Origin of the sequence: Paraburkholderia domus (genome assembly GCF_905220705.1) — a bacterium.
Classification (GTDB): Bacteria; Pseudomonadota; Gammaproteobacteria; order Burkholderiales; family Burkholderiaceae; genus Paraburkholderia; species Paraburkholderia domus.
The window spans coordinates 17,595-40,965 of sequence record NZ_CAJNAT010000013.1 but is presented as its reverse complement, the minus strand read 5'-3'; the positions used below and the strand labels follow the sequence as shown (position 1 = coordinate 40,965).

The 23,371-nt window shown below is 60.5% G+C and carries 22 protein-coding genes; 7 read left to right on the top strand and 15 right to left on the bottom strand.

What is annotated here, in order from left to right; all coding sequences use genetic code 11:
• Both KHO31_RS21625 and KHO31_RS21620 read right to left on the bottom strand, forming a co-directional pair.
• Window positions 1-1,635: an MFS transporter gene (locus KHO31_RS21625; RefSeq protein ID WP_407945951.1), complete on the bottom strand. Its 1,635-nt coding sequence runs from the start codon at window positions 1,633-1,635 to the stop codon at window positions 1-3.
• 105 nt (window positions 1,636-1,740) lie between these two features.
• Window positions 1,741-2,415, bottom strand: a complete 675-nt coding sequence (locus KHO31_RS21620) for an antibiotic biosynthesis monooxygenase family protein (protein ID WP_211624127.1) — start codon at window positions 2,413-2,415, stop codon at window positions 1,741-1,743.
• Window positions 2,416-2,777: 362 nt separating this feature from the next.
• On the opposite strand from KHO31_RS21620, the gene KHO31_RS21615 reads away from it, so the two are divergent.
• Window positions 2,778-3,710, top strand: coding sequence for a LysR family transcriptional regulator (locus tag KHO31_RS21615; RefSeq protein ID WP_201073858.1), 933 nt, complete (start codon window positions 2,778-2,780; stop codon window positions 3,708-3,710).
• On the opposite strand, the gene mug is transcribed toward KHO31_RS21615, so the two are convergent.
• On the bottom strand, window positions 3,671-4,201 hold the full coding sequence (mug, locus tag KHO31_RS21610) for a G/U mismatch-specific DNA glycosylase (RefSeq protein ID WP_201085241.1): 531 nt from the start codon (window positions 4,199-4,201) through the stop codon (window positions 3,671-3,673). The two genes, KHO31_RS21615 and mug, sit on opposite strands and share 40 nt — an antisense overlap.
• Window positions 4,198-5,223, bottom strand: coding sequence for a GlxA family transcriptional regulator (locus KHO31_RS21605; RefSeq protein WP_201073862.1), 1,026 nt, complete (start codon window positions 5,221-5,223; stop codon window positions 4,198-4,200). The genes mug and KHO31_RS21605 overlap by 4 nt, the downstream gene beginning before the upstream one ends.
• Window positions 5,224-5,764: 541 nt before the next feature.
• Between KHO31_RS21605 and KHO31_RS21600 the strand changes: the two genes are divergently transcribed.
• Entirely contained in the window at window positions 5,765-6,343 is a 579-nt protein-coding gene (locus tag KHO31_RS21600; protein WP_211624125.1) for an AraC family transcriptional regulator, read from the top strand.
• Between the two features lie 127 nt (window positions 6,344-6,470).
• Window positions 6,471-6,770 carry an ArsR/SmtB family transcription factor gene (locus tag KHO31_RS21595; RefSeq protein ID WP_201085240.1) on the top strand — a complete coding sequence of 100 codons (300 nt, stop codon included), beginning with the start codon at window positions 6,471-6,473 and terminating at the stop codon, window positions 6,768-6,770.
• Window positions 6,771-6,832: 62 nt separating this feature from the next.
• Here KHO31_RS21595 and KHO31_RS21590 read toward each other — a convergent pair whose 3' ends face one another.
• The 8 genes from KHO31_RS21590 to KHO31_RS21555 form a co-directional block, all read right to left on the bottom strand.
• Window positions 6,833-8,461 carry a 3-(methylthio)propionyl-CoA ligase gene (locus KHO31_RS21590; protein ID WP_211624123.1) on the bottom strand — a complete coding sequence of 543 codons (1,629 nt, stop codon included), beginning with the start codon at window positions 8,459-8,461 and terminating at the stop codon, window positions 6,833-6,835.
• 25 nt (window positions 8,462-8,486) lie between these two features.
• Entirely contained in the window at window positions 8,487-8,831 is a 345-nt protein-coding gene (locus tag KHO31_RS21585) for a Rieske (2Fe-2S) protein (RefSeq protein WP_211624121.1), read from the bottom strand.
• Complete coding sequence (locus KHO31_RS21580) at window positions 8,831-9,556, bottom strand: DsbA family oxidoreductase (RefSeq protein ID WP_236071382.1); 726 nt, start codon at window positions 9,554-9,556, stop codon at window positions 8,831-8,833. The genes KHO31_RS21585 and KHO31_RS21580 overlap by 1 nt, the downstream gene beginning before the upstream one ends.
• Window positions 9,543-10,103, bottom strand: coding sequence for an RBBP9/YdeN family alpha/beta hydrolase (locus KHO31_RS21575; protein WP_201073872.1), 561 nt, complete (start codon window positions 10,101-10,103; stop codon window positions 9,543-9,545). The genes KHO31_RS21580 and KHO31_RS21575 overlap by 14 nt, the downstream gene beginning before the upstream one ends.
• An 18-nt stretch (window positions 10,104-10,121) precedes the next feature.
• Window positions 10,122-10,970 (bottom strand): TauD/TfdA dioxygenase family protein, encoded by an 849-nt coding sequence (locus tag KHO31_RS21570; protein WP_201073874.1) that lies wholly within the window; start codon window positions 10,968-10,970, stop codon window positions 10,122-10,124.
• Window positions 10,971-10,980: 10 nt separating this feature from the next.
• Complete coding sequence (locus KHO31_RS21565; RefSeq protein WP_201085237.1) at window positions 10,981-11,961, bottom strand: quinone oxidoreductase family protein; 981 nt, start codon at window positions 11,959-11,961, stop codon at window positions 10,981-10,983.
• 188 nt (window positions 11,962-12,149) lie between these two features.
• A complete protein-coding gene (locus KHO31_RS21560) occupies window positions 12,150-13,469 on the bottom strand; it encodes an MFS transporter (protein ID WP_201073879.1) in 1,320 nt (439 codons plus the stop codon).
• 153 nt (window positions 13,470-13,622) lie between these two features.
• Window positions 13,623-14,678 (bottom strand): BKACE family enzyme, encoded by a 1,056-nt coding sequence (locus KHO31_RS21555; protein WP_201073881.1) that lies wholly within the window; start codon window positions 14,676-14,678, stop codon window positions 13,623-13,625.
• Between the two features lie 207 nt (window positions 14,679-14,885).
• Here KHO31_RS21555 and KHO31_RS21550 point away from each other — a divergent pair, with 207 nt between their 5' ends.
• A complete protein-coding gene (locus KHO31_RS21550) occupies window positions 14,886-15,887 on the top strand; it encodes an AraC family transcriptional regulator (RefSeq protein ID WP_201073883.1) in 1,002 nt (333 codons plus the stop codon).
• 93 nt (window positions 15,888-15,980) lie between these two features.
• On the opposite strand, the gene KHO31_RS21545 is transcribed toward KHO31_RS21550, so the two are convergent.
• Together KHO31_RS21545 and KHO31_RS21540 are read right to left on the bottom strand one after the other, a co-directional pair.
• Window positions 15,981-17,288, bottom strand: a complete 1,308-nt coding sequence (locus KHO31_RS21545; RefSeq protein WP_201073885.1) for an MFS transporter — start codon at window positions 17,286-17,288, stop codon at window positions 15,981-15,983.
• Between the two features lie 69 nt (window positions 17,289-17,357).
• Complete coding sequence (locus KHO31_RS21540; RefSeq protein ID WP_201073887.1) at window positions 17,358-18,092, bottom strand: SDR family NAD(P)-dependent oxidoreductase; 735 nt, start codon at window positions 18,090-18,092, stop codon at window positions 17,358-17,360.
• Between the two features lie 197 nt (window positions 18,093-18,289).
• Here KHO31_RS21540 and KHO31_RS21535 point away from each other — a divergent pair, with 197 nt between their 5' ends.
• From KHO31_RS21535 to KHO31_RS21525, 3 genes are all read left to right on the top strand, one after another.
• Window positions 18,290-19,114 (top strand): SDR family NAD(P)-dependent oxidoreductase, encoded by an 825-nt coding sequence (locus KHO31_RS21535; RefSeq protein ID WP_211624119.1) that lies wholly within the window; start codon window positions 18,290-18,292, stop codon window positions 19,112-19,114.
• A gap of 754 nt (window positions 19,115-19,868) precedes the next feature.
• Entirely contained in the window at window positions 19,869-20,366 is a 498-nt protein-coding gene (locus KHO31_RS21530; RefSeq protein ID WP_201073891.1) for a MaoC family dehydratase, read from the top strand.
• 2 nt (window positions 20,367-20,368) lie between these two features.
• Window positions 20,369-22,099 carry a PHA/PHB synthase family protein gene (locus KHO31_RS21525; protein ID WP_201085343.1) on the top strand — a complete coding sequence of 577 codons (1,731 nt, stop codon included), beginning with the start codon at window positions 20,369-20,371 and terminating at the stop codon, window positions 22,097-22,099.
• A 120-nt stretch (window positions 22,100-22,219) separates the two neighbouring features.
• Here KHO31_RS21525 and KHO31_RS21520 read toward each other — a convergent pair whose 3' ends face one another.
• Window positions 22,220-23,344 (bottom strand): porin, encoded by a 1,125-nt coding sequence (locus tag KHO31_RS21520; RefSeq protein ID WP_201073893.1) that lies wholly within the window; start codon window positions 23,342-23,344, stop codon window positions 22,220-22,222.
• Between the last annotated feature and the right edge of the window lie 27 nt (window positions 23,345-23,371).

Genomic DNA, 23,371 nt, shown 5'->3' with positions numbered 1-23,371 from the left:
TTACCGTCCCTTAGTGGAAAGAGGGGGCGTGGTGCACCACGGCGGGTAAATCCGCACGGGTAACACTGGCACGAGGAAAAGAAGTGCGATGGCAACACCTGCCATCACCCAATAAAGATCCGCCGAGGCCAGTACCATTGCCTGCACGTGGATCCGGTGCGCAAGCTCGCCAAGGCTATGGGCCGGGTCGATACTCTGGCTCGTCACAAGTGCGTGATTGCCCAGCTGGTCCACGAGCATGTTCGAATGAAGACGTTCGCGATCAGTACCCAACCCTTCGATGAGACCTGTCGCCACAGCTGCGGAAAACGTCTTGAGCGAGTTGAACATCGCTGAAGCAAATGGACCGTCTGTCGGGGCCAGGCCCGTCGTCACGCCCATCAGGATTCCCAGAATCACCATGGGTTGCGCGACGATCTGTATGGATTGAAGCCAGTAGAAATCGTTGCGGATCCAATCGGACGTGATGAAACTTCCCATCAGGCACGTGGCGACCATCAGGCACAAGCCGATCGCCATCACCCAACGGTGATCAACCCGCCGCAGATTCAAAAGGGCCGCCGTCAGGGGAAGCGTGATCAATAGCGGGATCGCAACCAGCAATGAAAGGGGCGCCGTCTGCAGCGGCCGGTAGGCGTGAACCCTGGCGAGATATTGGCCGGGTATGGCGGCCACGCCCACCAGCAGGACTACCGCGCCCACGAGTGTCATGAGTCCGTGCGTAAAATTTCTGCGCGAAAGCAATTGCAGCTTGAAAAAAGGCAGCGGGTGAAACCACTCGTTGACGAGGAATGTCGCCATCAGCAGCCCACCGCCCAGAAACATCACGCGAATGAACCCTGAACTGAGCCAGTCGAGACGATCACCTTGCAGAAGGCCGATCACGAGCATGGCGACGGCGGGAAATCCCGTCAGAAACCCGGTCCAGTTGAATGCCTTGAGTCGTTCGAGTTTGAGCGGATCGGCGGGAAGCCCCTGCTGGATCGCCACGCAGACTGCGATGCCAAGCGGCACGATTTGCCAGAAAGCCATTTGCCAACCGACATACTCGGTCCACAAAGCGGCGAGCGGTGTGCCGAGCGCCGGTCCAAAGGTCGCCGTAAGCGCGTACCCGGCGAGCCCGTATAGCTTCACTTCAGGCGGCAGATAGCGCAACGCCACGATGATCAGCATCGGGGGAAGGCATCCGCCGGCCATGCCCTGCAGGACACGCAACGTATAGAGCGAAACCAGGTTCGGTGCGAAAGGGCAAAGGAATCCGAAGAACATCGTCGCGATCACGGCACCGATCGTAAATCGCTTGAGCGTGAAGGTGATCCCAAACCACGGAGCAAACACCATCGTAGCGACATTCGCCGCCTCGAACAGGGCGGTCAGCCAGGTGCCATCGTCGTGCCCAATCGAGAACGCGCCTTGAATGTCCGCGAGCGACTGTGCAGTGACCTGTTCGTTAAGAATGGCCAATAGCGACGCAAACAGCATCCCAACGACGCCCACGGCGAGCCGAAGCGAAAGCGCGGTTTGTTTGGGCGTTGGTTGCGCAGGCGCCTCTGTTCCCGGCACAGAAACGCGCGCTGGCGACTGTGCGAGGTCCGGCGCTTCCACTCCAGTCATTAAAGGGTTACCTGTAGTCATGGGATTCCCGTTTCCACTCATATTTGATACGGATATCTAACTTTCGTGGTTGGAGGCCGCAGGAATTACGAGCTTCTCCAGCTACGACGACGATATACGGCTGACTTACGACCTGAGTTGCGCCTCTTTGAAGTATTGCGGTGCTTCCCGCCGATCGAGCATTCCGTACTCCCGGATAATGCGGATATTCCGCAGGCGTGACGCATCTCCCGTCGTCGTCCTGCCCAGGAATGCTTTAGCTGCTGCATGGTCGCGCCACGTCAACACGGCGATTACCTCCCCCGGCGCCAGCAGTGCGTCGAAGACGTCCCATGAGACGAGGTCGGGCGCATTCGTATCCACGCCCAGTGAGTTCGCCACGGCTTCGGCGCCATTCTCCCTGAGCCACTCCGGCGAGCATTTCCCGTCATGCAGCGTGACCGCCGTGCCTTTGCCCACCTCGGTGACATCCAGGCGCTGCTCGCGCAAAACCTGTCCCGCCGGTACGTGGGTATCGCTGACCGTCTGGCCAATACGCAAGCGATAGTCGGAAAAAACGCGATCTCGCGCAGCTTGCATGATCTTGTGGTGTGTCTCCTGGCTGCGCCAGCGGATGAGCGCCTTCTCGTCGCGCCAGCTCGACAGCGAAAGAAGCCATCCCTCGCGGGTGAGACTTGCATAGCGGTTGTTGTCGATAAACCCGTCGATTTTCTCGAGTTCAGGGCGCAGCATCTTCGCCATGCCGAGATAGGCATCGAACTGTTCGGGTATTGGGTGAACTTCAAGCATTGCGGAGAACATGAGGACCTCTTCCGTTTATCTTCCGTTTGGTTAGCCTTAAGACGTGTAGTGATTGTCCAGGATAGGCGCAATCCGTTGGAGCCCACGCTAGTTGGTATTGGGCCAATAAGTTAGCGAATTTTGCCAACCGGCCAATGAATGTCCTGATAACCATCACTGCCTGAAAGAGTCTTTTGCAAGCCGATCAGGTGAGCCTTCCCGGCCTGGGAAAATAGAGAAGGCCGCCTTCTGCCATCCGGAAGAATTCAGCGTTGAATATTGGGCGGCCTCCTTGAACCATTCGATAGCGCGGAGCGCCACCATGCGGATCACAACGCATAGAATCACGGCGTGTGAACATGGTGATCAGAGTGGGGAGCGGAATGGACAAATTGCGTGAGATGGAGATTTTCGTCGCCATCGTCGAGCGAGGCAGCTTTACTGGCGCAGCCGAAAAAGTCGGGATGTCGGCTGCCGCGGTCTCGCGGGCGGTCAATTCGCTGGAGTCCCGTCTAGGCACACACCTGCTTGCCCGGACGACTCGAACGGTTCGTCCGACGGATGCCGGCATGACATACCTGGAAGCCTGCAGGAAGGTGTTGGACACCATCACGGACGCGGAAGCAGACATTGCAGCCGATCAACTCAATCCAGTCGGTACGTTGACCATTTCTGCACCCGTCCTGTTTGGCCAGCGATATGTTGCGCCTCTGGTCAACGCCTTCGCGCTGCGTTATCCGGACGTCAGCATCAATGCGGTGTACGTCGATCGAACCACGCGGCTTCTGGAGGAAGGGGTGGATATTGCTATCCGTGTCGGTCACCTCGGAGACTCCTCGACATTCGCCGTTCCGTTGGGTTTCGTGCGGCGTCGAACGTACGCGGCGCCCTCTTATCTCGCCGCGCATGGGGAACCCCTTCACCCCAAAGATCTAACCAATCATCATTGTGTGTCCTTCACTGGCGTCTCGCCTCCGCTCGAGTGGGTGTTCAACGAGAAAGGTTCGAGGTTGCCCGTCAGACTTCAGCCACGAATGATTGTCGATCTGGGTCCCGCTGCCGTTCTGGCCGCCGTCGACGGTGTGGGGATAATCCAGTTACTGTCGTACCAGGCGGCTCCTGAGGTCGCTGATGGCAGGCTCCAACCTGTCCTGACCTCATTCGAGCCCGAGTCGATCCCGGTGAGCCTGCTTCATGTGGAGCGGCGAAGCACCAGCGGCAAGATTCGCGCTTTCGTGGAATTCGTTACCGGGACGCTGCGCGAAAACGCACACCTTCAGGGTGTGGACGCTACTGCAACGCGGACTTCCCGGTAGGCGGCCACCAGCGCATCGAGGTCGAACGCCCGGTTCAGTCCACTTGGATTGGGTACGACCCATGCGCGTGCGCCGCCGAATGGCTTGGTTTGTGGCCCCCAGTGGATATCGCGCGTGCCGGAAATCGCCGAAAGTGCCATCTTTCCGAGGAAAACGATGTGCCGCGGCGCATACCGCTCAATCTTCCGCCGAAAAGCATCGCCGGCCAGTTCAATCTCCGATCGCGACAACTCGGCAGCCTGCGCGGTGGGTCGCGGGACCACCGTTGTGAGACCGCAGCCATATCGAAGAAGCGTGTGGTCGTCTTCGGGACGAATCTGTTCGGGAGTAAAACCTGCAAGATGCATGACCCGCCAGAACCGATTGCCTCTGCCTTCAAAGTGATGACCGGTCGATGCCGCACGAATACCCGGATTGATTCCGCAAAATACCAGCGACAAACCCGGTTCAAGGACATCAGGAAGCGATAGCAGGGAATCAACGTCAGTCACAGATGAGAGAGTCCTTGAAGAGAGATCTGCTTACCGGCACCGTCGTCCCCTCGTGGCTGCTTGCCTGCGTCGCCGCGGAATCGTTGCCGATATTGTTTCGGCGTTACTTCTAGCCGCCGGGAGAAAGTCGTGCGCATATGCGTGGCACTGCGGAAGCCGCATTTAAATGCGACGGTCTTCAGCGGTGCATCCGTGTCTTCGAGCAACTTCCTCGCGGTGTCGACGCGAACCTGCTCGACAAACACGGACGGTGTCACCTTTGCATACTTCGCAAACACTCTCGAGAAGGTCCGTCGGCTCACTGCGACTGCGCCCGCGAGCTGTTCGATCGATAGCGCATCGGTTATATGTTCGGTCACATAGCGGTGCACTTTGCCGATAATCGGATCTTCGTCCCGCCCTGCTCCAACATACGGGCTGTACTGAGACTGCCCGCCCTCCCGCTGGATATAGACGACGAGACGCTTGGCTATACGCACGGCGAGCTCGTGCCCCCAATCTTCTGCGACAAGCGACAGGCACAGATCGATGCCAGCCGTCACGCCCGCCGAGGTAAAGAGGCGTCCGTCACGAACGAAGATCTTGTCGGGCTGCACACACGCCTGCGGAAATTCGAGGGCAAGCCGGCCCGCGTCCGCCCAGTGAGTTGTCACTTCCTTGCCATCAAGCAGTCCCGCATGGGCAAGCACGAATGCCCCATTGCAAACGGAGCCGAACCGTTTCGCGTCTCGTGCCTGATTTTGCAACCACGCCAGAAAGTCGTTTGACAGTTGAGCGTCGGGCAACTGCGGCCCTCCTGCGACCAGTAACAGGTCCCATTGCGTGTCGAGATCCGCATAGCCGAACGGCACAGAAAGTTGCATCCCGTTCGAGCAGGTCACGGTGCCGGCCCGGGGTCCCACAAGGGAGACTTCATATTTCTGCTGTTCGGAAAGGATCGTGTTTGCTTCTGCGAACACGTCGAGGGGGCCCGCAACATCGAGCGACTGCACACCATCGAATATAACAATGGCGACTTTCATGCCGTGACCTTCGTGGAGTTAATAGGCCCGTTTCCGATACCGGCGATTCGATTGGCTTCACCCGAACGACTGGACCAAGCCTGCTAGCCCGTATTGACGAGGGGTACGGTAGCTTACTGCAACAGACCGAAAACAGGGACGTACTAACCGGTAATTGTCTTTTGCGTCGGTGTAACGAAAGGGCCGGACTCGGGGAGCACAACTGACATTAACCCTTCAGACCAATTCAACGCATATGACATTAGCGCACCGGCGCCGTTGGTCCCGCCGTTGGCCCTGCCGTTGGCCCAAATCTCACGTTGATTGGCCAGGCATCGCGCCAACCCCGTCTTTCCTCTCCCATTCCGGCTGATTAGACTTGATCCCATGGATACGGCTACGGCCGGCTCTTCAAAAGTTGCGATCCAGGTTGATGCGGGACGATAACCAAGGACAGATTCATCGTGTTAAAGGAACACCATCCCTCGCACCGAGCGTTAACCGGGTGCAGTCGCAGCGGGTGCGGCCCCTCATGTGCGGTGCATTCCCGGAGTGACGACGCATGCACGTTGCGATAACGCTGTACGCAGGATTTCGGCTGCTCGAAGTGACGGGCCCGATGGATGTGTTCCACGAAGCAAACCGTCTTGGCGGCAAAATGCTTTACGAACAGCATCTCGTGGGTGCGTCCCCGGGGCCGGTCATGTGCTCGAGTGGCGTAGCGGTGGGCACGACGCAGTGTCTAGCGGATGCGCACACATCATTCGACATCGTCGTAGTGCCGGGTTCCGCGGTCATCAGCCAGGGACGCGAGCATCGCGAACTGGTGGACTGGCTCAGTGACGCCGGGCGTAAGGTAAGAAGGCTCGCGTCGGTCTCCAACGGGGCGCTTTTAATCGCGCGCGCCGGCCTTGCCGACCATCGCTCGTTGTCCACGCACTGGCACGACGCGCAGCGTCTCTCCACCGAGTATCCCTTGGTACGCGTCATGAGCAATCAAGGCTTCCTGAAGGATGGCAGTCTGTACTCGTCGCGCGGTGTGAGTGACGGTATCCAAATGGCCTTGGGCCTCGTCAGGGAGGACCTTGGCGAAGAGTTCGTCCGAAGCATTACAAAATCATTATCGAGGCGCCGCAACTGAACGCGAAGTCAAGGCTCGTTCGACGGGCCGGGATGCCGCTCATGAGCGTGACGCGATGCGTTCTATGCGTTCAGCCGTGACCTCTGGCCGATTTGTATAGCTTCTATTCAGGTGTTTGTCGAAATCTATGGTTGACGAGAATTTAATTCATAAGGCACTCGCAAACCCGTTCCGGCGCGAGATCTTGAGGTGGTTAAAGACGCCGAACCAATCCTTTGTGCGGGGACACGTCGATCTTGGTTGCGGCGTACCGTCAAATGCAATCCACGCGCGCAGTGGCTTGTCTCAGTCGACCGTATCAGCACACGTCGCGGTATTGATCGAGGCGGAACTGCTAATGTCGACTCGTGTTGGCCAGTGGATGTTTCTAGCGCGAAATGAAGAAGTCATACGCGCCTTCGCGACACAGATCAGATTGCATCTGTAGGTCGTGACTTTAATTAGCCCCTCTTCGATCGGACCCGGTTGTCGTTACGCTGACGACCCACCTCAGGCCGTCAGGTAGTAGTCCCCGAATTGGTCCCGCAACTTATTCTTGAGCACCTTGCCGGTTGCACCGAGAGGAATGGCATCTACAAAAACAACGGCATCGGGCTTCCACCATTTCGCCACCCGGCCGTCAAAGAACTCGAGCAGTTCGTCACTTTCAAGCGCGCTGTCCGGCTTTTTCACGATTAGCAGCAACGGGCGCTCGTCCCATTTCGGATGTCTTGCCGCGATACACACTGCACTCGCCACATCCGGGTGCAGACACGCCACGTTCTCGATGTCGATTGAGCTGATCCATTCGCCGCCGGACTTGATGACGTCCTTGCTACGGTCGGTGATCTGCATGAAGCCGTCGGAATCGATCTTCGCCACGTCGCCGGTCGGAAACCAGCCGTCGCATAGCGGCGACGCATCTTCGCCACCGAAATATCCGGACGCCACCCACGGCCCGCGCACCTGCAGATCGCCGGTCACCTGGCCGTCCCATGGCAGCGCCTCGCCGTCCGGACCCACGATTCTCATGTCGACGCCGAACACCGCGCGGCCCTGCTTTGCCTGGACGGCGTAGCGCTGCTGCGTCGGCAACGACAGGTGGCGTCCTTTGAAACTGCAAACCGTGCCCACCGGGCTCAGTTCCGTCATCCCCCATGCGTGCAGGACGTCGACCTGGTAACGCTCCTGGAATTCCGCGGTCATGGCCGTCGGGCAGGGCGCCCCGCCCACGATGGTGCGGCGCATGGACGTAAACGTCGTGCCGCGCTCGGCCGCATGTCGAAGCAACCCTTGCCAAACGGTCGGCACACCGGCGGAGAGCGTGACCTGTTCTGCCTCGATCAACTCATAGAGCGATTTTCCGTCGAGCGCGGGACCCGGGAACACAAGTTTGGCGCCGACCATGCACGCGATATAGGGCAATCCCCACGCGTTCACATGGAACATAGGGACGACCGGGAGGATCGCATCGCGTGCCGAGCAGTTCAGCGAGTCGGGCAATGCCGCCGCATAAGTGTGCAGAAGCGTCGAGCGATGGCTGTACAGCACCCCTTTCGGATTGCCGGTGGTACCCGACGTATAGCACAGGGAAGACGCATTGTTTTCGTCAAACAGCGGCCAGGCAAAGTCATCACTGTGACCGTCAATGAGGTCTTCGTAGCACAACAGCGTGACCGGCAGATTGTGCACGGCCGGCATGTTCGCCCGATTGGTCATCGCGACGAATACCTTCGGACTCTTGATACGCGATGCAACGGACTCGATCAACGGGAGGAAGGTCAAGTCGAAGAAAATCGCGCGATCGTCAGCATGATCGATGATGTAGGCGAGCTGATCGACGTGCAGCCTGGGGTTGAGCGTGTGGAGCACGGCACCGGAACCCGACACCGCAAAGTACAACTCCATGTGGCGGTAGCCGTTCCATGCCAACGTACCGACGCGCTCACCCTGGTTAATCCCGAGCCCAGCCAGGGCATTGGCCAGTCTTCGGGCGCGTTGCGCAAGATCGCGATAGCGATATCGGTGAATGTCGCCTTCGACCCGGCGCGACACGATTTCCTGCTCGCCATGATGCCGCTCGGCGTGGGTGAGGAGCGACGAGACCAGCAGCGATTGCTGCATCATCAATCCATGCATGGGTACCTTCCTGATTTTTCCAGATTCAGCTTAGCTGTGCGTGACACGGACTTGCCGGCGTGTCGTCGACGGTGAGTTCGAGCGTACCGGCGACGTTGCGGACGGGACAAGTCGCAAGATTCAGACCGCCCTTTCCCGGCATGCAACCTGTCGTGACGTCGAAACGAAGCCCGTGGGCGGGACAGCGAAGCAGGCGCCCCTCGAGTTGGCCGCCTGCAAGCGATGCGCCATTGTGCGGACAGGTGTTTTCGACGGCGTAGAGCCCACCGTCGATATTGAAGAGCACAACGCTGCGGCCATCGACGAAGACGAGTTTGCGCTGTCCCGGCGCGAGTTCATCGGCCGATCCGACCGGTATCTGGCGTGACATTATCTGCTCTCCTGATCGTCAATCGAACGCAACATGGCATCCACGATCGCACCGGGCGAGTACGCCCCAGACAGCGACAGTGCCGAATTAATCACAAAATGCGGTACACCCCTGACATGATCAGCCTGCGGTGAACGCGGTAACGCCACGTTGTCGTCTCGCTGTGACGTCGTGAGATGTTCAGCAAGACCCGCGGCGTCCAGACCGCAAGCGAGGCCAATTCGCGCGAGCGTGTCCGGGTTGCCGATGTCTTCGCCGTCCATGAAATAGCCTGTGAACAACCGGTCGATCAGCAACGCGGGCTTACATGCCGCGCCTGTGTTCGTGGTTGTGGCCCATGCAACGAGTTTGTGCGCCGCCCGCGTGTTGGGCATCACCTCGATCCTGTCAAACGCCAGTTCGATGCCGGCTGCGCGAGCGGCCTCCTGAACCTGCGCGCGCCGTGCGGCAACCGCGCCCGGACTCCCCAGACGGGCCACATAGAACGCCTGGTAAGGAACCCCGCCGACAGGCGTATCGGGCAGCAACTGATGCGAGTGCCATCGCAACTTGACGCTGACGTCCGGACGCAAGCCTGCGATGCGGCTGACGGCAGCATCGAGATTGCGCTTGCCAATCAGGCACCACGGGCAGACAAAGTCGAAGTGGACATCGACCGTCACCGACGCGCTTTTGCTCACCACCGTGCCCTGCTCCGTTGTGCACGCCATGTCAGAGAAGCTCACGAATCAAGGTCTCCGCCTGCGGCCACTCGCCATAACCAGCCGCGGGGTTCAGGTGCCCCACTTCGCCGAGGTCGACGAGACGGCTGCCCCAGTCCGCGGCCATGTTGGCCGCGCGATCAAACGCCGCGAGCGGATCGTTGCGGCTCGCGCCAACAATGCTCGGAAACGGCAGCGGTTTGCGCGGGACCGGCAGCCACCCGTGTTCTTTGAGCACGTCCAGCGCCGGATAACCGGCGGGCATCGGTACTTCCAGGTCCGCCGGTGTGGCAAGCAGCGCGCCCTGGATCGGGCGGTTGTGGTGCTGCGCCCAGTGCACGGTAATCATGACGCCGGCGCTGTGAGCGACCAGTACGATCGGGCCATCGATCTTCGCGATGGCCTCGTCCAGCGCCGCGACGCGCGCCGCGCAGCTGAGCTTGTCGTGCTCGAGCGGAGGCACCGAAGCCGCTTTGGGAAGGCGAGCCTGCAGCAGTGTCTGCCAGTGTTCGGCCACATGGTCACGAAGGCCGGGCACGATAAGAATGGTAGGGTCGGTATTGAGCGTCACGACGCTGAGTCCTTCAGGTTAATACGGCTTGTCGCCAATAATTCCGGCTCGCTCCATCTTGCGATGGCACGGCGCGTAATCCATCACCGCGTAGTGCTGCGTGCTGCGGTTGTCCCATATCGCGATGCTGTTCGGCTTCCAGCGCCAGCGCACCTGGTGCTCCGGGATGTAAGCCTGGCTGATGAGATAGCGGAGCAGATCAGACGCGCCCGGATTGGCGTCCTGGCCGAAGCGCACGCGCGCCGGCGTGTGGTAATTCGTGATGTGCGTCGTGAACGCATTCACAAACAGCACTTTCTCGCCCGTCTCGGGGTGCGTGCGCACGACCGGATGCTCGGCATCGGGATATTGCGCTTTCAAAGCATGCCGCTTCTCGATCGGCATCGCCGCACCGAAACTCGCCTCGATACTGTGACGCGCGTACAGCTCGGCGATCTGCTCCTTCACGTGCGCGGGCAGGTTCTCGTACGCGAGCACCATGTTCGCCCAGATCGTGTCGCCGCCAACGGGCGGGCATTCCACACAGCGCAGCACAGCGCCGAACGGAGGCGCTTCACGCCAGGTGGCATCCGAATGCCACGAATTTTCGTAGCGGTCGTTGGGCCGGTCGGGCGTCTTGTAAATCCGCACGAGGCCCGGATGCTCAGGATCGCTGCCCGCGACCGGATGGTCTTCCAGCTCGCCGAAGCGGCGCGCGAAAGCGACATGCTCAGCACGGCTAATGTCCTGATCGCGCAGGAACAGGACGCGGTGCTTTAGCAGGTTCGTCCGGATCTCGGCAAAGAGACCGTCGTCGTGAATCGCGTCGGCGAGCTTGACGCCCACCAGTTCGGCGCCGATGGCGTTGGTGAGTTGTTCGACATGCATGGCGCCCTCCTTAGATGACAAAGACCGACGAGCCGGTCGTCTTGCGCGATTCGACATCACGGTGCGCTTGCGAGGCATCCTCGAGCGCATAGCGCTGATTGATCTCGATCTTGATACGGCCAGCCGCAACGTGGCCGAAGATTTCGCCGGCCAGGTCCGCTTTTTCAGCGGGGTCGGCAATATAGTCGGCGAGCGCGGGACGGGTCAGATACGGCGATCCCTTCATCGCCAGGATCTGCGGATTGAATGCCGGAATCGGCCCCGATGCCGTGCCGACGCAAACAATGAGGCCGCGACGCTTGACCGAATCCAGGGTTGCTTCGAAGGTGTCCTTGCCGACGCTGTCGAAAACGACATTGACCCCGACGCCGTCGGTCAGCTCGCGCACGCGTTTGGCGACATCTTCGTGGCTGTAGTTGATGGTGTGTTCGCAGCCGTGCGCGCGGGCGACTTCCGCCTTCGCTTCGCTCGACACGGTGCCGATCACCGTGAGCCCCAGCAGCTTGGCCCACTGCGATACGATCAGCCCGACGCCGCCCGCGGCAGCATGGAGCAGAATGGTATTGCCGGGTTTGAAATCATAGATGCGCCGCATCAGATACGACGAGGTCAAGCCGCGCATGGTCATCGCAGCCGCCGTCTCGCAGGTAATGCCTTCAGGCAGCTTGATCAGCGGTGCGGCCGGACAAAGGCGCTCCGTGCTGTAGGCGCCAAGTGTGTTGATAAAGCCCGTATAGGTGACACGATCGCCTACCGCGACATTCGTCACGCCCTCGCCCACTGCTTCGACCACACCGGCTGCCTCGACACCCATGCCGGCAGGCAGCGGAACCGGATACAGTCCGGAGCGGAAATAGGTGTCCGCGAAATTCAGGCCCACTGCCTCATGGCGCAGGCGAACCTGGCCCGGGCCCGGGTCCCCTACTTCAACGTCTTCGTAACGCAAGACCTCCGGGCCACCGGTTTCATGAAAGCGGACTGCTTTCGCCATGATTCGTTCTCCAGTTGTTTCTCGATTTACAGAAAGGGAATGCGCCTGCTGGAGGACCATCACGTCCGGGCGCAGGCGTCGATTACCGCATAGTGTCCAGGTACTGCCTTATTCAAACTTAGCCAAACTTAACCAGACCGCGCCGCCGCTTCACCATGCGGACGACGCGGCAAGCGCGAAGAAGCCGCTCAGAGCGTGGCCTTCTCACGCAGTGCATTCACGAGGTCAAGGTCGCGCTTGTAGCTGCAACGGCCGATGGCAAACGCGACCGCCGCGAGCAGCGGTGCAAGCGGGACCAGTTGCAAGGCGCCGACGAGGCCGATCCGGTCTGCGACGATGCCCGTGAGGATAGCCGCGGGCGCCAGCCCCAACAGGTTGTTGGCCAGTGTCAGGGTGGCGAATGCCGACGCGTGGATCGACGGTGGGGTAAGGTTCGCCACCATGGCACCCGAAGGCCCCGTCGCGCCAGCACAGAAGAACATGCCGCAACCGATCAGGAAGAGCTGCAACCCGCCGGGCGGCAGGTGGAAAGCGATGCCGAGCAGAACGCTGCACAACAGGCAGTACACGATCGCGGTCAGCCACTTTCTTTGTACACCCTTCCTGTTGAGATGGTCGGAGAGGCTTCCGCACGCGATCATGCCAAGGCCGGTCACGAGCACGAACACCGCGCCATGCACGGCCGCTTTACCAGGCGCCATGCCGTAGTAGCGATTCAGGAAGCTCGGCATCCAGGACCACACGGCCGCCGGGACGAGCAGATGCATACCGCTACCCACGTAGGCGCAAACGACGGACTTCGTGGAAAACAGCCCCTTCATCAGCGCACGGAAGCTCATGCGCACGCCGAGGTTACTCTTCTGCCCCGCGATCACTGGCTGCAGTAAAGCCAGCCTCTTTTCCGTGACGACGAGACGGTAAATCACAACGAGCGCGATCCCGACGCAGGCCATTGCGCCGAACGACCAGCGCCAGCCAAGGCTGTTCGCGACCGCGCCGCCCAGCGCCATGCCCATCACGGAGCCAAACGCTCCACCTGCCATGAAAGTGGCTGTGAGGGTGGCGCGCAGACGCGGCGGAAAAATGCTCAGGACGAGCGCGATACCCACACTTCCGTAGGCCGCTTCGCCGATACCGACGCACGCACGCGCGAGCAACATCTCACCGTAAGTGCTCGAGATGGCACACCCGAGGGTCGCGAGACTCCACAGCGCCGCCATCAGTACGATGCTCTTGACGCGGCCCCAGCGATCCGCGAGAACCGAAAGCGGAAAGGTCAGTACGCCGACCATCAGTGCCACGACGCTGCTGAGCGAACCGAGCTTCGTGTCAGAGAGGTTCCAGGCGGACTTGATAAACGGAAAGACCGCGTTCAACACCTGGCGCGACATATAGTCGGAAAGCAGCAGACCGACCGTGAGCGCGCATACCACCCACGCGTAGGCGGGGATGTCCGATTGCGTCGCCGAAGCATCGGCCGTTGTGGGCTCAGCATGCTGTAAAAGCATTTCGTCTCCTTCTGGTGTGGCGCGTCCGGCTCCCTTTTCCCGTAACGGGCAAAAGGGGCCGATATGTGTGCCGCTCCCCAGCTGTGAGCCGGGGGTCTCCTCCCTCAATCGCCACCTGCACGACATGTCATGCCGATGGCGAGTACCGCCTTATTACGCCGCGCGCAGCGGCAGGTTCTTCACGCCTGCCTTCCGGTTCGGTGCCATGCCGTTAGCCGCGAGTGTCTCGTCGACGGTCTTGTACTGCACGCCGATCTTGTAGATCTCGCGCGCTTCCTTGCCGTTCGCAATCTCACGGCCCAGTTCGCGGGCCACGCGCACGCACTGTTCGATCTGCTGCACTGAGCTCATGCGGTTGCCGTGCTGGTCGATGATCGTGTCCTCGATGCCGCAGCGCGGGTGCAAGCCCATGGCCATCGCCATCATGTTGAACGGCAGGACGTTCTTCAGCAACGACTCAGCCGTGACCGTGCCGCCGTCCGGCGCACGGTGGACGAAGTTGAAGAAGTTGTGCGGGTTCGGACCGTCAAAGCCGCCGCCGATGCCGATCCACGTCAGGTTCAGCGGCCCCTTGTAGACGCCCTTGCGCACCAGGCGGTCGAGCGTTTCGAGCGCATGGATGCCGGTGAGCTGGAAGTGCGGCTGGATGCCCGAGGCTTGCAGGCGGCGCAGGTGCTCCTCAACCCAGGCCGGACCCGCCGGCACCGTCATTTCGCTATACGCAGCCATGAGCGCAGGATTGGCCAGCGACGTGCCTTCCAGATACTCCGGATAGAGCAACTCCATGATGTTCATCTGCGTGGTGTTGATCGCGACGGTCACCTGGTCGGGCTTCGGGTCGAGATCGGCCAGCATGTGACGCGTGTCGTCGGACAGCCACTTCGCGGCCTGGCCGTCGTCTTCCGGTGCAAACGAAATCGAGCCGCCCACCTGGATGATCATGTCCGGAACGACAGCGCGCACGCCCGCGATCAGCTCATTGAACTTCGACAGGCGCTTGGAGCCCTTCCCATCCAGTTCACGCACGTGCAGGTGCAGCACGGTCGCGCCGGCGTTGTAGCAATCGACGGCCTTCTGGATCTGCTCGTCCATCGTCACCGGAATATCTTCGGGAAAGTCTTCCGGCGCCCATTCCGGGCCGTACGGTGCGACGGTGATGACTACCTTGTCCTGATTCTCCGGGTGCAGCGAGTCGTCGAGAAATTGCATCGTTTCCTCCAGAAATAGTTGGATGATTGACCTCCGCGTCCGGTCCAGGTCGGCGCAACGGGAGGTGGATCAGTCCAGCCAAGATACGGCAATCCGTCGATACGGATTTCGTTTTTGGTGACATTGTTTTATGATTTGACGACACTGCGCGTTAACACTAATCCCACGCTAAAGGGGCTTCGCGCGTCGAAAGAGGAAGGAGACCGGATGCAGAGCATGGTGAGATCGTCGACATTGCGCGGCTATTTCGACGTTGCGAGAGGCTTGGGCCTCAACCCCTACGAGCTAGTGCAGGAGGTCGGTCTCGACGCCGTGGCGCTGGCGAACCCCGATGAGCGGATTCCGGCTGACGGCGCCTGCCGGCTGCTCGAAGCGACGGCGGAGAAAGCGTCGTGTTCGACACTCGGGCTGCTGATCGCGCAAACCCGTCAGCAGTTCGGTAGCGGCGTCGTCAACGTTCTGCTCGCCCACAAGCGCACGCTGCGTGAGGTGCTGCTGGCGGCTGCCCAATACCGCTATCTGCTCAACGAAGCGCTAGGTGTTTACGTCGAAACGACCGGCGACACAGTGACGATTCGCGAAGAGATTGTCGCCGAACCGGGCACCCGGACAGTTCAGGCAATCGAACTGGCAGTCGGCGTGCTATCCCGTCATTCCAGCGCACTCCTCGGCGCCCACTGGAAACCGCACAGCGTGCACTTCAGCCATGCGGCGCCGCCCGATCTCACTTTTCATCGCCGCTTCTTCGGCTGTCCGATCACGTTTGAAAGCGACTTCAACGGATTCGTTTGTGCGGCAGCGGACCTCGATTATCCGAACCCGAATGCAGACCCCGTGCTGGTCCGGTATGCGGAAAGTCTCGCCAATCCGCTCAACGAAACGGCGGCGGATTCAGTTGTGCTGGAGGTGCGCAAGACGATTTACCTGCTATTGCCCCTCGGTCAGGCTTCAATCGAAATGGTGGCGCGGCAACTGAGTCTGACGGTGCGCACCCTGCAGCGCCAGCTTGATTCGGCCGGCGCCAGTTTCTCGGGCATCGTTGAAGAAGTGCGGCGTGATCTTGCTGTGCGTTACCTGCTCAATCCACGCTATCCCATCGGCCGGGTCGCCGCCCTGTTGGGCTACACCAACCAGGGGGCGTTTACGGTCTGGTTCCAGAAGCGTTTTCAGATGACACCCCGGGAGTGGCGTGGCCGCCATCGAAAGTGAACATGCACGGCTTCGTGACGGCATCTGCGCCTATAGAAGGTCGCGAGGGCCGGACTGGCCTCGAAGCGTTCGCCCCCTCGCGAGCCGCGACCATCAGGAATGGTGACCTTGGCGCCCCGTATCCGGCAGGTCCCGCAGATAGGTACGCCGGCACAGCGCAAACGCCATGGCTGCCGGAATGGATACCAGTTGCGCAAGTTGAAGCGCGCCGAGCAAACCGACTTTGTCCGCAAGCACGCCGGTAATGAACGGACCCGGAGCCGCGCCCATCAAGTTGTACGCGAGAGCAAGGACCGCGAGAGCGGTGGCGTGAACAACGGGATTCGCGAGGTTGGCGACCGACGCGCCGGCGGGCCCCCACGGACCGGCTGCCACCAGTGCGCCGATCGCAATGAGGATGATCTGCGCATTGCCTGCAGGCAAGCGGAACGCAATGGAGAGCACCCCGCACGACAACAGGCAAAAGCCGATGCCAAATGAGACCTTGCGGGCTGGCGCGCCACGGCCCACCCAGTCAGTGAGCACGCCGCAGAGCGTCATGCCGATACCGCTCAGGACGAACATCCCGGCCGCAGCCATGGCCGCCTTGCCCGGCGCCATCCCGTAGTAACGGTTGAGATAGCTCGGCATCCAGGCCAGCAGTGAATACAGCGCGAAGGACTGAAGCCCACCACCGAGGTAAGCGCAGATCAGGGCAGGCGAGCCGAAAACAGAGTGAAGGGTGTCCCAGACCGAAAGACCTGCGCCGCTTCGCACGGCCGCACCCTGGTGAACGTGGCGCGCCAACCTGCGCTCCGTGACAGTCAGGCTATACACGGCGGTCACGACCAGCCCGACGACTGCCATCACCGAGAACGCCGCACGCCAGCCGTAGTGGGTCGCAACAGAGCCGCCCAGTGCCGTGCCGAGCACCGCGCCGAAGATCCCCGCTGAGGTGAAAGCGCCCGCCAGGGTCGCGCGCACCTTCGGCGGAAAGACGCTCATGATGACGGCCAGCCCAACGCTGCCGTAGGCCGCCTCGCCTACGCCGACAAAGAACCGCGCAGCCAGCATCTGGCCATAGTTTGCCGCGAACCCGCAGCACAGCGTGGCGACACTCCACACCACCGCCATCAGCGCGATGCTGCGCGCGCGGCCCCTGCGATCTGCCAGTAGCGACAATGGCATGGTCAGTATCCCGACCATCAGCGCCACAACGCCGCTCAGGCTGCCCAGTTGGGCATCAGTCAGGGTCCACGCCGCCTTCAGTTGAGGAAACACAGCGCTCAGTACCTGCCGCGACATATAGTCGGAAAGAAGCAGGCCAAGTACAAGCGCAAATACAGCCCACGGGTAAGCCCGTGAGCGTCGTGACACGCCAGCTGGATCGGCGTTTCCGGTTTCGGCTAAATCCAATCCCATTGTGGTTCGTCTCCTGTCGGTTCTCGCTCTTCAGCGTTTTGGCGCGCGTTCAGCGCAAGCCGGAAACCCTCAGGCGCGGCGCATCAGACTGAAGCTTTGTGCGGATGGGCCGACATCCGGCTGGCTGGCAAGGAACAGCGCGAGCGGAACGACGTCCTCTGGTTCCTTGAGCCACTCTTCATTGAACTGACACTTGTCGCCAAAGTCAGTCATCGCCGTACGCACGGGCCCAGGGATCAGCTCATTGACGCTGATGTTGGCGTCCAGGAGCTCCAACGCGAGGGTTTGCGTGAGCAGCCACATTCCCGCCTTTGAGCAGCCATAGGCGGACAGATTGGCATTGGGACGCTGCCGCAGCCCGGAGCCCATCAGGATCAGCTTGCCGGCCCCGCTCCGGCGCAGATGTGGAATCGCCGCGCGCGCGGTGTGGAACGCGCCAACGAGGTTGACGTCGATCACCTCTTTCCAGCGTTTCGGGTCAGAGTGTTCAACCGTCCCGGTCACGGTACCCACGCCAGCATTGGCGAGCACGATGTCCACGCCGTCGAACGCCTGAACCGCTCCTGAAAACAGCGCCTCGACCGATTCGTAGTTCGTTACGTCAGAGGTGATCGCGATCGCTCGACCGCCCTGCGCGGTAATCAACGCGACGGTTTCGTCGATCTCCCGGCCTGAGCGTGCGCTGCACACGACATCTGCCCCGGCTTTTGCATAGGCCAGCGCGATGGCGCGGCCGATGCCGCGACCTGCGCCTGTGATGACCGCGACCTTTCCTCGCAGCGTTGTGCCCTCTGCTGAATTCATTTGCCTCTCCAGAATCGACCGATGTTGTCGAGAAGCTTATCTGTCTGCTCTCGCGACGGTACTCCTGAATACCCGGCCCCCCATTGCTGGGGGGACCCTTCAGGCGACGAAGCCGATAGTCTTTTTGCGCACAGGTCGGCTCCTCCGTTTTCTCCCGGCCGGCTTTAGCTTGATCGCAACCCGAAAGGAGCAGTCGTATGACACTGGATAACAAGATCGCCCTCGTGACTGGCGCTGCCCGAGGTCTCGGGAAGAGCATTGCACTGGCTTACACACGTGCCGGCGCCCAGGTCATCATTTGCGACGTCAATGAGGAAAACCTGAACGCCGCGCGTGAGGAAGTGACCGCCGCGGGGACACACGAATGCATCGCTCAGGCATGCGACGTTTCCTCCAGCGTGCAGGTGGCGAAACTCTTCGCGAGCATCGCGGCGCGCTTTGGTCGATTAGACGTGCTGGTCAACAACGCGGGAATCGGGCCGATCGGCCCCGAGGACGACGCACGGCGCAACAGGCATTGGGACTACATGACCACGCCCGTGCCCAGACAGGCGCTGGGCTTCACCAGCTCGATGTCAGACGAACAATGGCATCGCTACTGGGGTGTCAATGTTCACGGCGTGTTCTACTGCACGCGCGAAGCATTACGGATCATGGAGCCCCAAGGCAGCGGCAAGATCATCAACATTGCGTCGATTGCCGGCATGTCCACCATCAGTGCCCATAGTCCGCACTATTCGGCGACGAAAGGCGCCGTGATTGCATTCACGCGGACGGTGGCGGCAGAAGCGGCTGGCGGGAACATCTACGTGAACGCAATCGCGCCGGGCGGCATCCAGACACCGGACTTCGAAAAGTACTTCGCCCGCTCAACCGAGGAACAAAAGAACAGGCTCATGCAACTGATCCCGCTAGGCCGGTTCGGCAAGATGGACGAATATGCCTCCCTTGCCGTCTACCTTGCGTCCGACAATCACTATCTGGTGGGCCAGATCATTTCGCCCAATGGCGGCGCAGTCTGAGGTGTTTTCCCTAGCCCCTCTCCTGTGGAGGGGGGCGGCCACGAACGGCGCGCCCTAGACTTCACTTGAGCAATCAGGGAAAGACCTGGATACGCCGTCCGCCGCCAGGCGGAAAAGTCATTGGACACAACCGTCTCGATGATTTTGGGCACGCGGCAGTCCCGGTCGCCCAGGCGCCAGACAGGCGTCCGGTGTTACTTTTCAGGGAAAGCGCCATGCGAAACGGTGAAAGTTCTTTGCGGAAGTTGATCGACAAGTGGCTTGGTCACTGCGGCACGAGGACCGTGCAGGTGATCGAATTCAGTCGTACATCTTCGAATCGAAGCCGCTACATACGCATCGGCGGAGGCTGTTCTGACAGCTTGTTAGCGATTACCTTCTTCCGGCATGGCGACGGGTCGTGGAACGTGTATCCACCCAGGCAGGAAGCACCGATGATGAGCACGTCCTTGCTCGCGGCATGAGCGCAGCGGGCCTGAAATCGCTAGCCACCTGCTTCGCAAGTCGTGGCCGACTTTGTCAATAGATGGTCCGCTTTAGGTAGTCGATTCCCGTCCAATCGAGACTACGATCGGCTCAACGGATACCGCACCGGGCCATCAACGCTGCCCAACCCGCGTCCCCTCTTCGATCGCTTTTCTGGAATTCCATCGTGAGCCATACGGCACCTGTCATGGGCGTGCTGTTTGTCATCAATGCTTCGGAAACAGACAGGGTCAATCCATTCATTCAGTTATAACGACTTGAGACAAAGATGAACGAAATCGGCGGTTACGACATTGAAGACCTGGAAGCCGGCATGAGCGCCACCTTTGCGAAAACCATCACGGAGACGGACATCCTGTTCTTCGCGGCCGCATCGGGCGACAACAACGCAGTTCACATCAATGAGGAATTCGCGCGGACCACCCCGTTCAAAGGGCGCATCGCACATGGGATGCTAACCGCAGGTGTGATTTCCGCGACCCTCGCCGGGCACCTCCCGGGCCCCGGCACCGTGTACCTCGGACAGAACCTGCGTTTCAAGGCACCGGTCCGGCCTGGCGATACGGTGCATGCAACGGTCGCGGTGAAAGAATTGCAGCCGGAAAAGAGCCGCGTCGTGATGTCGACCGTCTGTACCGTTGGAGGAAAAGTGGTGATCGACGGCGAAGCGGTCGTCATGGCTACGTCCCGTGCGCGGCGCCTGGCTGAACGCGTAGCCAGCGCCGAATTGTCTGCAATCATGAGTCAATCAAGCGAGGCATCGTGACCATGTCGTTAAACGTGCCTACTGAATATATACAGGGATTCTTCAAGTCTGGACAGAAGTTCTGGCGCACCATGGCCGGTTTGAAGGCGAATGGCAATCTGCAGAACGACACGCACACTGGAGCGGAGTCTCCGGAAGCACTAGTCGTTCCTGTGGCACTGCTCGATGCACACTCGGCGTACTGGCCGCAGCTGGCGTCGGTTTGGACCCGCACGCTGGCCAGCACAATGGGCGCGGAAACCGAACCCGTGATCGCCCCAAAGCGCAGTGACCGCCGCTTTCTTGCCGAAGACTGGCGCAAGAATGCCTGGTACAGCCTGCTCAAGCAGAACTACCTGCTCAATGCGCGCTTGCTTGAAGACGTCGTCGATGCGGTTGTCCTAAGCGAAAAGGACAAACGGAAGCTCGAGTTCTTCACACGGCAGTTCATCGACTTGCTCAGCCCAGCCAATTTCGCCGCGACCAATCCCGAGGCGCTCAAGCTCGCGTTCGAATCCAGCGGCGACAGCTTGCGTGAAAGCTTCACGAACCTGCTTGGCGATTTGCAGCGCGGCAACATCTCGATCACGGACGAGACCGCTTACGAGGTCGGGCACAACGTGGCGACGTCCCAGGGCGCGGTGGTGTTCGAGAACGATCTATTCCAGTTGATCCAGTATGCGCCGCTCACCGACAGGGTAGCCAAACGCCCGGTGCTGATCGTGCCACCCTGTATCAACAAGTATTACATTCTCGATCTGCAGCCTGAAAACTCCTTTGTACGCTTTGCCTGCGAACAGGGGATGACGGTGTTCATGGTGTCCTGGCGCAACCCGGATGCCGCCATGGCGCATACGACGTGGGACGACTACGTCGAACACGGTGCGTTGACGGCCATCAACGTTGCGCTCGCGATCACCCGCGCCGATCGGGTCAACGCGGTGGGCTGGTGCGTAGGAGGCACCATTCTGTCGTCGGCCACGGCGATCTCCCGAGCGCGCGGCGAAGACCGGTTGGCTAGCATCACATTGCTCACCACGATGCTGGATTTCGAAGAACCTGGCGAGCTGGGCGTCTTCATTGACGAAGCAGGCGTCGCTCAGCGCGAGGGCGCAATCGGTCAAGGCGGCATCTACTCCGGCAAGGAACTTGGGTTCGCGTTCCAGACGTTGCGAGCAAACGATCTGATCTGGCCTTACGTCATCGACAACTACTTGAAGGGCAAGTCCCCGCCCGCATTCGACCTGCTGTACTGGAATGCCGACAGCACGAATCTGCCCGGGCCCATGTACACCTGGTATTTGCGCAACATGTACCTGGAGAACAACTTGTGCAAGCCGGGGCGGTTGACGGTCTGCGGCACGCCAGTTGACCTGGAGCACATCGACATTCCGAGCTACGTGCTGGCAACAGAGGAAGACCACATCGTGCCATGGCGATCTGCTTACCGATCCACACAACTGGTTGGCGGCCCGACTCAGTTCGTTCTCGGCGCGAGCGGTCACATAGCCGGGGTCGTCAATCCTGCGTCGAAGAACAAGCGGAGTTACAGAGTCAGCGGTGATTCGACTGGCGATCCGGATGTATGGCTCGCGTCAACCGAAACAGAAGCGGGCAGCTGGTGGACCCATTGGATCGAGTGGCTGAAGCCTTATGCTGGAGATTCGGTCAAGGCGCGCACGAGGCTGGGAAGCGCTCTGCATAAGCCGGTCGAGCCGGCGCCTGGGCGCTATGTGAAAGTGCGCACGACATAGTTCCCGCTCTGGAACTCGATCCATCTGGTTGGGTCGAGTTCCGAAGTACGCGGCAGCGAATGTACATCGTCGCCACGCACCCGATGCTGTCCCGAACAACGAACAGCCAGCACGCTCCGCTCAGAAGCTATGGCGCAGGCCGATCATGGCCGCCGTCGTCGTCACGCCAGGCGCCACCGGCTGGCCATAGACAATCGTCTGGTTCATTGTCCCCTTGTTATTGACGTGACCGACCTGCGCGTAAACCATCGTTCTGACGGAGAGCTTGTATTCGCCACCGAGTGCGATTTCCGTCGAGTGATTCGCCGAATTGTTCTTGTCTTTCAGGTAATAGAGGCCCGAGGTGACCTGAAACGCCGGCGAGAAGCGATAGCCCAATCCCGCGGAATAGAGATCAATATTGACCTGATTGGCATGCGCAGGATTCTTGCCGTTGCTGTACGACGCCGACACCGAGAAACCATGGAGCGTATAAAGTGCGCCAAGATAAACGAACCGGTTGTTGTCGAGCCCGGTCAACGGCGCACCGGGAGCCGGATTCGTGTCATGTCCGTTGTAGTACACAGCGGACAGGCTCAAACCGTAGTTCGAGTATTTGAGTACCGCGGACTCGCGCGTTCCCCCCTGAAACTGGCCTGCCACGCCACCGGGTGCGTATTCCAATCCGACCGAAGCGCCGCCGAAAGAGGGCGACTGGTAGACCAGCGCGTTGCTGTCGTACAGTGCGCCGATTGGCGCATTGGTGCTGGTGCCCGGCCAGCCGGCGGCCTGGTTCATACCCAGCCACGCGGTCAGGATACTGCCGAAGTATTGGGAGGACCGTACATCCGTCTCGGCCATGGCATAGATCATCGGGACGATCTGCCGGCCCGCGTTGAACGTGCCGAACGGTCCCGATACGCCAATCGTCGCGAACTGGTTGAACTGAGCCACAGCGCCTGGCGTATCGCTCAGGCCGGATTTGCCGGTGCTGCTGTCGAACGAGCCCTGGAGCTTGAAATTGACATGGTAGCCGCCGCCGATGTCTTCGCTACCCTTGATTCCCCACAGGCTCGAATAGATGCCGCCGTCCTTGAGGCGGTACACCGCTCCCGTGTTTGGCGCCTTCGGGTTAAACGTCGCGGCCGAGCTGCTCTGGTACAAGAAACCCGAATCGAGGATGCCGTAAAGCGTCACCGAAGATTGCGCGTGAGCGGCGCTCGCGAATGCGATGAGCGCGGCCGCTCCAATCAGTTTCACCTGCATTTTGTCTCCTGATAGTTTTGTTTCGAC

Bases quoted from the DNA above. Each gene is read 5' to 3' on its own strand.
- KHO31_RS21615 (WP_201073858.1), top strand. From the start codon at position 2,778: ATGGACAAATTGCGTGAGATGGAGATTTTCGTCGCCATCGTCGAGCGA.
- KHO31_RS21625 (WP_407945951.1), bottom strand. From the start codon at position 1,635: ATGACTACAGGTAACCCTTTAATGACTGGAGTGGAAGCGCCGGACCTC.
- KHO31_RS21560 (WP_201073879.1), bottom strand. From the start codon at position 13,469: ATGCTTTTACAGCATGCTGAGCCCACAACGGCCGATGCTTCGGCGACG.
- KHO31_RS21570 (WP_201073874.1), bottom strand. From the start codon at position 10,970: ATGCATGTCGAACAACTCACCAACGCCATCGGCGCCGAACTGGTGGGC.
- KHO31_RS21620 (WP_211624127.1), bottom strand. From the start codon at position 2,415: ATGTTCTCCGCAATGCTTGAAGTTCACCCAATACCCGAACAGTTCGAT.
- KHO31_RS21530 (WP_201073891.1), top strand. From the start codon at position 19,869: ATGAACGAAATCGGCGGTTACGACATTGAAGACCTGGAAGCCGGCATG.
- KHO31_RS21565 (WP_201085237.1), bottom strand. From the start codon at position 11,961: ATGGCGAAAGCAGTCCGCTTTCATGAAACCGGTGGCCCGGAGGTCTTG.
- KHO31_RS21555 (WP_201073881.1), bottom strand. From the start codon at position 14,678: ATGCAATTTCTCGACGACTCGCTGCACCCGGAGAATCAGGACAAGGTA.
- KHO31_RS21550 (WP_201073883.1), top strand. From the start codon at position 14,886: ATGCAGAGCATGGTGAGATCGTCGACATTGCGCGGCTATTTCGACGTT.
- KHO31_RS21600 (WP_211624125.1), top strand. From the start codon at position 5,765: ATGCACGTTGCGATAACGCTGTACGCAGGATTTCGGCTGCTCGAAGTG.
- KHO31_RS21595 (WP_201085240.1), top strand. From the start codon at position 6,471: ATGGTTGACGAGAATTTAATTCATAAGGCACTCGCAAACCCGTTCCGG.
- KHO31_RS21590 (WP_211624123.1), bottom strand. From the start codon at position 8,461: ATGCATGGATTGATGATGCAGCAATCGCTGCTGGTCTCGTCGCTCCTC.
- KHO31_RS21605 (WP_201073862.1), bottom strand. From the start codon at position 5,223: ATGAAAGTCGCCATTGTTATATTCGATGGTGTGCAGTCGCTCGATGTT.
- KHO31_RS21535 (WP_211624119.1), top strand. From the start codon at position 18,290: ATGACACTGGATAACAAGATCGCCCTCGTGACTGGCGCTGCCCGAGGT.
- KHO31_RS21585 (WP_211624121.1), bottom strand. From the start codon at position 8,831: ATGTCACGCCAGATACCGGTCGGATCGGCCGATGAACTCGCGCCGGGA.
- KHO31_RS21540 (WP_201073887.1), bottom strand. From the start codon at position 18,092: ATGAATTCAGCAGAGGGCACAACGCTGCGAGGAAAGGTCGCGGTCATC.
- KHO31_RS21545 (WP_201073885.1), bottom strand. From the start codon at position 17,288: ATGGGATTGGATTTAGCCGAAACCGGAAACGCCGATCCAGCTGGCGTG.
- KHO31_RS21525 (WP_201085343.1), top strand. From the start codon at position 20,369: ATGTCGTTAAACGTGCCTACTGAATATATACAGGGATTCTTCAAGTCT.
- KHO31_RS21520 (WP_201073893.1), bottom strand. From the start codon at position 23,344: ATGCAGGTGAAACTGATTGGAGCGGCCGCGCTCATCGCATTCGCGAGC.